This is a genomic window from Mycolicibacterium arenosum, from assembly GCF_024320865.1.
GTDB lineage: Bacteria > Actinomycetota > Actinomycetes > Mycobacteriales > Mycobacteriaceae > Mycobacterium > Mycobacterium arenosum.
In genome coordinates, this window is record NZ_JANDBD010000025.1 from 1 (window position 1) to 11,051 (window position 11,051).

Here is an 11,051-nt window from a genome sequence, read left to right on the forward strand (position 1 = left end):
GTTACGGCGGCAACAGCGGCAGGGAAACGCCCGGACCCATCCCGAACCCGGAAGCTAAGCCTACCAGCGCCGATGATACTACCCCTACGGGTGGAAAAGTAGGACACCGCCGAACACCCTTTAAGTCCAGAGGCCCCCAATTCCGATTGGGGGTCTCTGGCATTTCTATTTCATCATTAAATTCTCGCGGAGAATTCGAATTCAGAATGTCCTCAATTCCTCTCGACTGAGCACGAATCCGCGACCACTCGGAATATGCGCGCAGGTGACACCCGCTTCAGCTGATAGGCAACCGAAATCGCCGGCGACGAGAGCCGAATCGTACGGGAGAGTGTTGGCGATGGACGGCGTCAGGACCCCGCCGGTACATACTCCGTTTTCGACAACGCCATCGGGATGCAACTGGACGTAGCCCGTCGCCCAGTTGAGCTCGCAATTCGCGGGGCGCTCTGGCGGCGGTGACGTTCGCTCTTTCGCGTCACAGTTGATCCCGAGTTCCCCGGTCGGGTCCGTGAGCGACCAGTTACAGGCGATGTTTGCGCTGGGCGTGATGAACGCGACCATCGACGAACTCTCCGTCATGTCCTCCGGCTTGTCGCCACCGAAGGACATGTCGTGAAAGTCATCGGCGTTCACCTGACGTGCGGCGAGGATCTCCGCGACGGGGCCGCTGGCGGCGGCCGCCGTAGTCGTACTTGCGGAGGTGGTCTGTGTCGTCGATGACGACGATGACGCCGACGATTCAGTCGCGTCGGCCGCCACGGGACTACCCCGCTCCGTCGACCCACAGGCCGAAGCGATCAGTGCCATCATCACTGCTGCGTACAGGACTCCGCGTGACATGCACGGATGATACTGACGGATCAGTCGAATAATGTCGCGATGGGCGCAACGCGTTGTTGTTCCATATCGAGCAGCTGTCTCTTGCGGGCGATGCCGCCGCCGTATCCGGTGAGGCTGCCGTTTGCTCCGATCACGCGATGGCAGGGGACGATGATCCCGATCGGGTTGTGCCCGTTGGCGAGACCCACGGCTCGGGAGGCGCCGGGCGGCGAACCGATCTGGCGGGCGATCTCACCGTACGACCGGGTCTCGCCGTAGGGGATGGTCAACAGTGCGGCCCATACCCGTCGCTGAAACTCCGTGCCGATCAGGTCGAGCTCGAGGTCGAAGTCGAGCAGATCGCCCGCGAAGTAGGCGTCGAGTTGGGCAGCCACGTCGTCGAACGCCCCGTCATCGACCTCCCAGCCGTCGTGGTCGGGCTCGTAGGTCTGGTCGACCATTCGCAGGTGCCTGAGCCGACCATCCCGGCCGGCGAGAGTCAGCGGTCCGACCGGACTGTCGACGGTGCGGGCCTGCAGTATCTCCATCACTTCTCCTTCGGCGCAGTCCGCGGCGGCCAGTCGTTGACCTCGTGGTCGAGTGCCGTCCAAAGATGTTGTGTCGCATAGGCGCGCCACGGTCGCCACCTGGTGCTGTACTCGGTGAGTCCCTTGGCCTCGGCCGGCAGGCCGAGTTGCTTGGCCGCCAAGAGCACACCCAGGTCGCTCGCCGGGAACGCATCGGGATCGCCGAGGCCCCGCATCGCGATGACCTCGGCGGTCCACGGCCCGATTCCGCGGATTGCGAGCAGCTGGTCGCGCGCTCGGTTCCAGTCGCAGCCGGTGTCGAGGGACACCTCACCGTCGGCGAGTGCCCGCGTCAGCGTGAGGAAGGTGCGCTGGCGTGACTTCGGGAAGGCCAGTGCTCCGGGATCGATCTCGCTGAGCCGCTCCGCACTCGGAAAAGCATGCGAGAGAGCACCGTTCGGATCGTAGACAGGTGAACCGAACGCCTCGACGAGCCGCCGTGTGTGAGTACGCGCCGCCTTGGTCGACACCTGCTGACCGATCACCACGCGCAGCGCGAGTTCCTGTTCGTCGACCGTGCGCGGGATGCGCTGTCCCGGCGCCTTGGACACGACCGCGGCGAGCACGGGATCGTCGCTGAGCGCGTCGACTACCGCCTCGGGGTCGGCGTCGAGATCGAGGAGCCGCCTGCACCGGGCGATCGCCGTCGCGAGGTCCTTGAGGTCGTCGAGGACGAGCCCGCACCGAACGTGGTCGGGATGCGGGGTCAGGCTGACGATCCCGTTGCCGGACGGCAACTTCAGCGTCCGCCGGTAGGCGCCGTCGCGGACCTCCTCGAGGCCCGGTACCGCCGTCGCAGCGAGGTGCCCGAACAGCCCCTCGAACGCGAACGGCGCGCGCACGGGAAGGCGCACGGACAGCACGCCGGCGCCGCTCTGCTCGCCGCGGCCGAACGTCACCGCGGCGCGAGCCCGCAGTTCGGTAGGAGTCAGCGCGCATACCTCGCGCACGGTGTCGTTGAACTGCCGGATGCTGGAGAAGCCCGCAGCGAACGCGACGTCGCCGAACGGCAATGACGTCGTCTCGATGAGAACGCGCGCGGTCTGCGTCCGCTGCGCCCGCGCGAGCGCCAGCGGGTTGGCGCCGACCTCGGCCTGGAGCAGCCGCTCGAGTTGGCGTGGGGTGTACCCGACACGGGTCGCCAGGCCGGTCACGCCCTCGCGGTCCACGGTGCCGTCGGCGATCAGTCGCATCGCGCGGGCGACGACGTCGCCGCGGACGTTCCACTCCGGCGAGCCGGGGGAGGCGTCGGGTCGGCATCGCTTGCACGCTCTGAAGCCCTCCCGCTGGGCGGCGGCCGACGTCGGATAGAAGCGGACGTTGCGGGCGAACGGTGGTCGCACCGGACAGCTGGGCCTGCAGTAGATCCCCGTGGTGAGCACCGCGGTGACGAACCATCCGTCGAAGCGCGCATCCTTCGACTGCACCGCTCGATAACAGTGGTCGAAGTCCTCGTGCACACGTCGACGATTACACGTCGGCACCGACATCACTAGCGGAAAACCGACATCAGCGTGGGGATCCCAGAGTCGCGCCTGATTGGTTGACGAGCCCGAACGCGGGGCATGATCACGGCATGAATCTGCTGCCCGAAGCGACACTCGACGACGCGCACGTGGCGTGTGTACTGCACCGGGCCGTCGCGGTGATCAACCCCGCGCTGGACCTGCTGTGGGGAACCGACCCGATCGGGCTCAAGCGCCGCACGCACAGCAAGGACTCGGACGACGGCGCCCTGGGAAACACGCTCGACGCCGCGGCCTGGGTGCTCAACACACTCGACGTGCCGGGTACCGAGGCGTGGGAGCGGGCCAGCCTGGACGACCGCATCGACTGGTGGGTGCACCGGGTCGGCGCCGTCGACAACGTGCTCGTCGCGTTCCCCGGTGTGCTCGGCGTAGTCGCGGACCGACTCCCCGTGCAGGATGTCCTCGGCTTCGCCAATCAGGCGATCGTCCTGTGTGCGGTGGCGCGCGAGATGGGTGTCACCGACCGGCGCCAACAGGTGGCCCTGCTCGGCGCCGTCATGTGCGACCGCGATCTCAGCGACGACGGTCTCGCCGCCCCTGCGGACGACGATCCCGAGGACGGGTCGGCATCGCTGCCGTCGACGCTGTGGCGGCTCGCCGGAATACTGCGGGCCATCGGCGACGAACTGAACCGGCGGCCCCGGCCCCGCGCGGTGTTCCGCTACCTCGGTGTGCTGCCCGGCGTCGGTGCTGTCGCCGACTACCTGGGGGAGTACGGGGCGCTGGTGCGGGCGGCCAAGGAGGGCCGACGCTGGATCACCGCAACCGCACGGCCTGCAACCCGCTGACGAGTGTCCGGCATCGACACATTCACGGGGGTTTCGCTGCTTTAATCACGACATGCTCAATGATGAGTCGTCCGGTAGTTCGCGGTTCATCGGTCGTGTCGGCGCGCTCGCCGTGGCCCTGGGGATCGGTGCCGCGATCGCGACCAGCCCCGGCGTGGCGTGGGCCGACGAGCCGGATTCGGCGGGCTCGGCGGCGTCCGATTCATCGAACTCCGAGCCGGCGAAGAGTCCCTCGGCGGGCTCGCAGGACACCGCGGATCCCGCCCCGGAGGCGGACACGACACCGGAGGACACCGACACCGACACCGACACCGAGGCCGCGACTCCGGCGACGGACGCCGACGCGGAGGAGCCTCGGGTGGTCAGCGCCAAGAAGGCGAAGTCGAACAAGGGGCATCGGGCGGCCGAGGCAACCGAGAAGACCGACACGTCCGACACGTCCGAGAAGCCGGACCCGAGCGAGCCGGCCGACGGCGCCGCTTCGGCCGCGGCGGCATCGGCTGTGCAGGCGCAGACCGCCGCGGCCCCCGACCCGGTCCCCGCGACCGACGACACGTCGCAGGAGTCCGCGCCCATCGTGCAGGCCACGGTGCTGATTCAGCCCGCTGAGAAACCGGCACCTGTCGCCGCGGCTGCGCCGCCCCCCAACATCGTCGCTCACGTCGTCTCGGGGCTGTTGTCGGTGATCGGACTGACGCCCCAGGCCGCGGGCGGGCCCGCGACGCCGCCGCAGTCGCCGGTGATGTGGACGATGCTGGGCTTCGTGCGTCGCGAGATCGGCAACGCGTTCGCGCCGTCGGTGGCTCCGGCCGCGACGAGCCCGCTGGGCACCCAGCAGCAACTCGACGCTGAGCGGACCGCCACCGCGACGCTCAACACCCTGCCCGTCGCGCTGATGAAGCTGGTGCTGCGGTTCGGCTTCATGTCGGCAGCGCAGCAACAGTTCTCGCTCGTCGGCGGACCCGATCAGGCGAACATCGACCGCCTCGACGCGGCGGTCAACGAGTACGCGATGGGCGCGGCGTTCCAACAGCAGATCCTCAACTCCAACCAGCCGACCGTCGTCATGCAGGTCGCGCCGCCCCACACGTGGTACGGCCGGACGGTGCCGGGATCGCGCATCCTCTACGACAATCCGGACACCATCTACCGCTTCATGGGTGTCAACGGCGCCTCGTCCTACGTCATCCGGGGCCGGTTCGACGGGGACGTGCCCGCGGACACCACGTTCAGCGTCCTCACCGGTCTGACGGGTAACACCGCCTCAGTGCTGACCAAGGATCAACTGGTCTTCGATCCGGACGGCAGGAGCTTCACCATCACCGCCGACCGCGGCCCGGCCAACGGGCGTGTCAACCATCTTCAGCTCACCGGTGACTCGACGCTGATCGCCACGCGTAACACGTTGTCCGACTGGACGTCCGAACAACCCATGAGCCTGGAGATCACCCGCGTGGGTGGCCCGCCGAACAGCCTCTTCAGCCAGCTCGGCGGCTTCGCGATCCCCGGTCTCGGTCCGGCCGTCGTCAACAACCCGCTGCTGACGACGCTGGTCTCACTGGTGCCGCCGCTGCCGTTCAACCCGCCGATTCTGCGCGGCGCGGTGGCGGCCGTCATCATGGCGCTCGGCATTCAGCGCGAGGCGACCTACATGGCGGTGGCGACCACCGATCCGGCGACGGGCGAGAAGATCCCGCCGAACGTGCTCAAGAACCCCGCGCGCAACGCGGAGTTCCTTGCGACACAGCTGCAGAGCGCGGGGTACTTCCAACTCGCCGACGACGAGGCGCTGGTGGTCACGATCCATCCCAACAACGCGGGGTACTTCGTTCTCCCGGTCACCGACGACTGGACCATCACCAAGGACTACTGGAACGAGCAGACGAGCCTGAACAACTCGCAGGCGGAGGCCGATCCGATCGACGGCTCGTACACCGTCGTCATCTCGAAGACCGATCCGCTCGTCGGCGGCCAGCACGTCGCGAACTGGGTGTCCACCGGCGGGCTGAATCAGGGCACCATCTCCATGCGCTTCCAGGATCTGGATCCGAACGCCCCCGACAACCCGCCGACGGTCAGCAGCCAGCTGGTCAAGCTCAGTGACCTGGGCGCGGTGCTGCCCGCCAACACGGTCTATCTCAGCGACCAGGGCCGCGCCGACCAGCTCGCCGAGCGCAAGGCCGGTTACGACAACCGCTTCGCACCGTATCCGCAGCCCTAGAATCGCCTGATGGCACAACTGGTTCAGCAGTACCTGGACCGAATCCTCGCCGAACATGCGGGGGTGAGCGACGGTGTGCTCGCCGACTACATCCCCGAGCTGGCGGGCGTCGATCCCGAGGGCTTCGCGCTGTCGCTGTCGTCGGCCGACGGCCACGTGTACGAAACCGGATCTACGGCAGTCGAATTCACCATTCAGTCGATCTCCAAACCGTTCACGTACGCCCTTGCGCTCGACTCCCTGGGGCAGGCCGCAGTGGACGCGCGCATCGGTGTCGAACCGTCCGGCGAGGCGTTCAACGAGATCAGCGTCGACAAGACCTCGAAGACGCCGAAGAACCCGATGATCAACGCGGGCGCCATCGCCGCGGCGTCGCTGGTTCCGGGTGCGACGGCCGATGAGCGGTTCGACGCACTCCACGACTTCTACTCGGGCTTCGCGGGGCGCCGCCTGGAACTCGACCACGATGTCTACGCGTCGGAGAAAGCGACGGGCAACCGCAACCGGGCGATCGCCTACATGCTGGCGAGTTTCGGTGTGCTCGAAGGTGATCCGGATGAGGCGCTCGACGTGTACTTCCGGCAGTGCTCGCTCAAGGTGACGTCGACCGACCTGGCCCGGATGGCGGTCACGCTGGCGCGCGGTGGCGTCAACCCCGCGACCGGCAGGCGGGTCACGAACGCCGCGGTCGTGAAACGCACGCTGTCGGTGATGGTGACGTGCGGCATGTACGACGCGGCGGGGGACTGGGTCAGCGCGGTCGGCATGCCCGCCAAGAGCGGCGTCGGTGGCGGGATCGTCGCCGTGCTGCCCGGCCAGTTGGGGATCGGCACGTACTCGCCGCGGCTCGACGCGAAGGGCAACAGCGTGCGGGGGGTACGGGTGTGCCGCAGCCTGTCCGAGCAACTCGGGCTGCACTTCCTGTCGGTGGCCCGTGACTCGCGGGCGACGTTACGCGCGGTCTACGAGCCGCGCGACAACGTCCGCGTCTACGAGACCCACGGTGACCTGCTCTTCAGCGGTGCCGAGCTGCTGGTCCGCACCGTCGACCGCGACCGCGGGAGATTCGAGGTGGCGATCCTCGACGTATCCCGCGTGGACGACATCGACGACGCGGCCCGGTCGATGCTGTCCGGGATGAGTGCCGAGCTGCGTTCGCAGAATAAGGTCGGATACCTCGTCGACCCCGACGGCATCGTCATTCGCACCGGAAGCGATTTCGAGCAGGTGCGCTACCTGTGCGTGGACGACGCCGTGGAAGCGGCGGAGCAGGCTTTGCGCAGGGGTTTCGCCGGCTAGCTGTGCTGGATCGGGCAGGCGATGTCGACGTAGAGCAGCGTGGTCTTCGTGGGATCGGGGGAGTCCTCGCCCGAGTCGTTTATCGACGTCACGCTGCACGACGTGAGCATGTCGGTGTCGTCACCCGAAACACCCTTGATGCGAACGTCGTAGCCCTGTTCCTTGAGTTCGGTGATCACCTCGGAGGCCGACTCGCTGTCGATGTCGGGATCCGCCGCAACGACGGGTGCGAGCCCGCCCGCGACGGCGAGGACCGCCGCCACCGTAACGAGAAGCCGTGCTGCGAACGACATGTGACAACGCTCCTCTCCGCTGAGTTCGCTTCGAGGGTAGCGTTCGTCGCGGCCGATCCCCGGCTTCTAGATCGGCGTGGCGAGTCGGGTCGCGTCGTCGAGCCCGCGCAGCGTGATCTCCTCGCCCAATCGCCAACGCGCTCTTTCTTCTTCGCCGGCGCCTTCGACCACGTCCGATGACGCGACGAGGTGGCCGGGCACCTCCTTGGCCATCTCACACAACCGCGCCGCTTCGTTGACCGGTTCCCCGATGACGGTGTACTCGAACCGGTCCTTGGCGCCGACGTTGCCGGCCACCGCCGTTCCCGCGGACACGCCGATTCCGGCGTCGCACTCCGGCACCTCGGCCCGCAGCCGCTCGGCCATCGCCCGCGCGGCCGAAAGCGCCTCGCCGTCGGGATCTTTCAGGGACACGGGAGCGCCGAAGATGGCGAGCACCGCGTCGCCCTCGAACTTGTTCACCAGCCCGTGGTGGTTGTCGACCTCGTCGACGATGACGTCGAAGAACCGGTTGAGCAGAGCGACGATCTCGCCGGGTCGGCGGCTCGCCACCAGCTTCGTCGACCCGATGATGTCGACGAAGATCACCGCGACGTGGCGCTCCTCGCCGCCGAGTTCGGGGTGTTCCTTCTCGGCGAGGGCGGCGACTTCGCGTCCGACGTGCCTGCCGAAGAGATCGCGCACGCGTTCGCGCTCCCGCAGCCCGTTGACCATGCTGTTGAAACCTCTTTGCAACTGGCCGAGTTCGGTTCCGTCGAACACCACCAGATCCGTATCGAGGTCGCCCTGTTCGACCCTGGTCAACGCCTCCCGCACGACCCGCACCGGGGTTGCGGTGAGCCAGCTCAGAATCCACATCAGGATGAACCCGAACACCAGCGCGAACAGCGCCAGGATCATCACCGCGACGGTGAACTGGGTCGGCGAGACGATCTGCAGGCTCAGCGTGATGATGGCCGCGAGAAGGATGCCGAGCACCGGCACACCGGAACCGAGTGCCCAGACCAGCAGCGTACGGCCCATGATGCCGGGTGCGAACCGGCGCGGTGGCGGCCCGGCTTCGAGCGCCTGCGCGGCCACGGGGCGCAGCGCGAACTCGGTGAACAGGTAGCAGCTGGCCGACACCACGATGCCGGGAAAGCTCACACCGAGAAGAACTTTCGGGATGTAGTCGGTGTCCTGCAAGCCGTAGAGCAGGGTCAGCACCAGCGTGCCGCCGCCCCACAACACCAGCAGCACGCGCGTCAGCCGCCACGGGGCGAAGAACGTGTTGCGCTGATCCTTCGGCGTCGGCTCCCGTTCCTCGATGGCCCACCGCACGTTGTTGATCACCCGGTTGGTCGCCCAGATGACGCCGACGACGAACGCCAGCGTGATGTAGGCGGGCGCCACCGCGAACGTGATCCACAGGACGCTGGCGTCGAACACACTGGGAACGGGGAAGGTGACGGTCACGACGAGTACGGCCACCCCGACGCCGATGAGGTTGGCACCGAGGGCGAACGTCGTCAGGATGGTCTGGATCCGGACCCGGCGCCTGCGCTGGCTCTCCGAGACCCGCCCGAGAATCCACGAGCCGTACTCCGGGGTGGTCAGCACCCGGCTGCTCTGATTGGTGACCTTCTCGAGCACCCGACCCAACCGCTGTGCGCTGGTCTTCCTGTCCGTCATCGTGGCGTCAGCCTAGTTACCGCGCTCGGGCATCTATGGTGGTTCGGTGCGGCTCGTCATCGCCCAGTGCACCGTCAATTACGTCGGACGTCTCACCGCTCATCTGCCCTCCGCCCGTCGGCTGCTGCTGATCAAGGCCGACGGCTCGGTGAGCGTGCACGCCGACGACCGTGCGTACAAACCGCTGAACTGGATGAGCCCGCCGTGCTGGCTCACCGAGGAGGACGACGGCCCGGCCCCGGTGTGGGTGGTCGAGAACAAGGCGGGCGAACAGCTGCGCATCACGCTCGAAGACGTCGAACACGACTCCTCGCACGAGCTCGGCGTCGATCCGGGCCTGGTCAAGGACGGCGTCGAGGCGCACCTGCAGGAACTGCTCGCCGAACACGTCGAGCTCCTCGGCACCGGGTACACGCTGGTGCGCCGCGAGTACATGACGGCGATCGGGCCGGTCGACCTGCTGTGCCGCGACGAGCTGGGCCGGTCGGTGGCCGTCGAGATCAAGCGGCGCGGCGAGATCGACGGAGTCGAGCAGCTGACCCGCTACCTCGATCTGCTCAACCGGGATTCCGTGCTGGCGCCGGTCAGCGGCGTGTTCGCCGCCCAGCAGATCAAACCGCAGGCGCGGACGCTGGCGACCGACCGTGGAATCCGTTGCATCACTTTGGACTACGACCAGATGCGTGGAATGGACAGCACCGAATTCCGGCTGTTCTGAGCGGTATGCCACGCCGTCGACCTCCTGCGCGCCGAACCGGCCCGCGGCCGCCGTTACCCGACACGCGTCGCGTCGAGCCGGGATCCGACGGCTACGACTACGAGGTGAAGCCGGTGCCGGCGTCACGGGCCGCGAAGACGTACCGGTGCCCCGGCTGTGACCACGAGATCAAACCGGGAACGGCGCACGTCGTCGTGTGGCCGGTGGATGCGGGGGATGTCGAGGATCGTCGGCACTGGCACACGTCGTGCTGGGCGAATCGCCGCAGCCCGACGCGCCGGTGGTCCTAGTGGTCTGAGTCGGCTGCCGGCTCGACGAGCTCGACCAGCACGCCGCCCGCGTCCTTGGGGTGGATGAAGTTGATGCGCGAGTTGGATGTGCCGCGGCGCGGGACGTCGTAGAGCAGCCGCAGGCCCTCGGCGCGCAGTTTCTCCGAGAGGGCGTCGAGATCGCTCACTCGGTAGGCGAACTGCTGCAGGCCGGGGCCGCGCTTGTCGATGAACTTGGCGATGGTCGACGTCTCGTCGAGAGCGGCCATCAGCTGCACCTGGGCGCTGCCCTTGGGGGCGCCGCGAACCGACAGCATCGCCTCGCGAATGCCCTGATCTTCGTTGACCTCCTCGTGCAGCACGATCATGCCGAGGTGGTCGTGGTACCACTTGATGGCGACGTCGAGATCGGGAACCGCGATCCCGACGTGGTCGATCGCCGTCACGAGTGCGCTGGCAAGTGCCGGACGTGCATCTACGTGTTCGGTGGTCATTCCGTAACGGTAACCTTTACCGGAATGTTTGCGGAATGTGTGATGGGCCACACAAAGAAGAACGCGAGTCTCGGAGGTAGGCAAATGACGACGTCGGTGATTGTTTCTGGGGCGCGGACTCCGGTAGGCAAGCTCATGGGTTCGCTGAAGGACTTCTCAGGTAGTGACCTCGGTGCCGTGGCGATCAAGGCGGCTCTGGAGAAGGCCTTCCCTGATGTTGACGGACCGGCGCGCCTAGTCGAGTACGTGATCATGGGTCAGGTGTTGACCGCGGGTGCCGGGCAGATGCCGGCGCGGCAGGCCGCGGTGGGTGCCGGGATCGGCTGGGATGTGCCGTCGTTGACGATCAACAAGATGTGC

Annotated in this window: 12 protein-coding genes and 1 rRNA gene; 7 read left to right on the plus strand and 6 right to left on the minus strand. The window is 67.3% G+C overall.

Translation table 11 applies throughout. The annotated features are described in order from the left end of the window. Positions 1-2 precede the first annotated feature (2 nt). Positions 3-115 (plus strand): 5S ribosomal RNA (gene rrf / locus NM203_RS32850). An 86-nt stretch (positions 116-201) separates the two neighbouring features. On the opposite strand, the gene NM203_RS32855 is transcribed toward rrf, so the two are convergent. The 3 genes from NM203_RS32855 to NM203_RS32865 form a co-directional block, all read right to left on the minus strand. Beyond that, on the minus strand, positions 202-762 hold the full coding sequence (locus NM203_RS32855; RefSeq protein ID WP_255065256.1) for a hypothetical protein: 561 nt from the start codon (positions 760-762) through the stop codon (positions 202-204). A gap of 101 nt (positions 763-863) precedes the next feature. After that, the gene (locus NM203_RS32860; protein ID WP_303625553.1) at positions 864-1,370 is read right to left on the minus strand and encodes a methylated-DNA--[protein]-cysteine S-methyltransferase; all 507 of its coding nucleotides are present in this window, start codon (positions 1,368-1,370) and stop codon (positions 864-866) included. Further along, positions 1,370-2,869 carry a DNA-3-methyladenine glycosylase 2 family protein gene (locus tag NM203_RS32865; protein WP_255065257.1) on the minus strand — a complete coding sequence of 500 codons (1,500 nt, stop codon included), beginning with the start codon at positions 2,867-2,869 and terminating at the stop codon, positions 1,370-1,372. The genes NM203_RS32860 and NM203_RS32865 overlap by 1 nt, the downstream gene beginning before the upstream one ends. A gap of 116 nt (positions 2,870-2,985) precedes the next feature. Here NM203_RS32865 and NM203_RS32870 point away from each other — a divergent pair, with 116 nt between their 5' ends. From NM203_RS32870 to glsA, 3 genes are read left to right on the plus strand one after another with little or no spacing between them, the layout of a single operon-like run. Continuing rightward, positions 2,986-3,726: a hypothetical protein gene (locus tag NM203_RS32870; RefSeq protein ID WP_255065258.1), complete on the plus strand. Its 741-nt coding sequence runs from the start codon at positions 2,986-2,988 to the stop codon at positions 3,724-3,726. Between the two features lie 52 nt (positions 3,727-3,778). After that, the gene (locus NM203_RS32875; protein ID WP_255065259.1) at positions 3,779-5,947 is read left to right on the plus strand and encodes a hypothetical protein; all 2,169 of its coding nucleotides are present in this window, start codon (positions 3,779-3,781) and stop codon (positions 5,945-5,947) included. 9 nt (positions 5,948-5,956) lie between these two features. Beyond that, on the plus strand, positions 5,957-7,246 hold the full coding sequence (gene glsA / locus NM203_RS32880; RefSeq protein WP_255065260.1) for a glutaminase A: 1,290 nt from the start codon (positions 5,957-5,959) through the stop codon (positions 7,244-7,246). On the opposite strand, the gene NM203_RS32885 is transcribed toward glsA, so the two are convergent. Further along, positions 7,243-7,539, minus strand: coding sequence for a hypothetical protein (locus NM203_RS32885; RefSeq protein ID WP_255065261.1), 297 nt, complete (start codon positions 7,537-7,539; stop codon positions 7,243-7,245). The genes glsA and NM203_RS32885 overlap by 4 nt on opposite strands. 66 nt (positions 7,540-7,605) lie before the next feature. Beyond that, positions 7,606-9,210: an adenylate/guanylate cyclase domain-containing protein gene (locus tag NM203_RS32890; RefSeq protein ID WP_255065262.1), complete on the minus strand. Its 1,605-nt coding sequence runs from the start codon at positions 9,208-9,210 to the stop codon at positions 7,606-7,608. A gap of 46 nt (positions 9,211-9,256) precedes the next feature. Here NM203_RS32890 and nucS point away from each other — a divergent pair, with 46 nt between their 5' ends. Together nucS and NM203_RS32900 are read left to right on the plus strand one after the other, a co-directional pair. Continuing rightward, positions 9,257-9,928: an endonuclease NucS gene (gene nucS / locus NM203_RS32895; protein ID WP_255065263.1), complete on the plus strand. Its 672-nt coding sequence runs from the start codon at positions 9,257-9,259 to the stop codon at positions 9,926-9,928. Between the two features lie 5 nt (positions 9,929-9,933). After that, on the plus strand, positions 9,934-10,218 hold the full coding sequence (locus tag NM203_RS32900; protein WP_255065264.1) for an Rv1322 family protein: 285 nt from the start codon (positions 9,934-9,936) through the stop codon (positions 10,216-10,218). Here the strand turns inward: NM203_RS32900 and mce are convergent. Then, positions 10,215-10,691, minus strand: a complete 477-nt coding sequence (mce, locus tag NM203_RS32905; protein WP_255065265.1) for a methylmalonyl-CoA epimerase — start codon at positions 10,689-10,691, stop codon at positions 10,215-10,217. The genes NM203_RS32900 and mce overlap by 4 nt on opposite strands. 84 nt (positions 10,692-10,775) lie before the next feature. On the opposite strand from mce, the gene NM203_RS32910 reads away from it, so the two are divergent. Beyond that, a partial coding sequence (locus NM203_RS32910; RefSeq protein WP_456299320.1) for a thiolase family protein occupies positions 10,776-11,051 on the plus strand: 276 nt, incomplete at its 3' end.

What these genes read in the sequence shown, in the direction of transcription:
- NM203_RS32885 (WP_255065261.1), bottom strand. Translation starts at nt 7,539, where the DNA reads ATGTCGTTCGCAGCACGGCTTCTCGTTACGGTGGCGGCGGTCCTCGCC.
- NM203_RS32860 (WP_303625553.1), bottom strand. Translation starts at nt 1,370, where the DNA reads ATGGAGATACTGCAGGCCCGCACCGTCGACAGTCCGGTCGGACCGCTG.
- NM203_RS32890 (WP_255065262.1), bottom strand. Translation starts at nt 9,210, where the DNA reads ATGACGGACAGGAAGACCAGCGCACAGCGGTTGGGTCGGGTGCTCGAG.
- glsA (WP_255065260.1), top strand. Translation starts at nt 5,957, where the DNA reads ATGGCACAACTGGTTCAGCAGTACCTGGACCGAATCCTCGCCGAACAT.
- NM203_RS32900 (WP_255065264.1), top strand. Translation starts at nt 9,934, where the DNA reads ATGCCACGCCGTCGACCTCCTGCGCGCCGAACCGGCCCGCGGCCGCCG.
- NM203_RS32875 (WP_255065259.1), top strand. Translation starts at nt 3,779, where the DNA reads ATGCTCAATGATGAGTCGTCCGGTAGTTCGCGGTTCATCGGTCGTGTC.
- mce (WP_255065265.1), bottom strand. Translation starts at nt 10,691, where the DNA reads ATGACCACCGAACACGTAGATGCACGTCCGGCACTTGCCAGCGCACTC.
- NM203_RS32870 (WP_255065258.1), top strand. Translation starts at nt 2,986, where the DNA reads ATGAATCTGCTGCCCGAAGCGACACTCGACGACGCGCACGTGGCGTGT.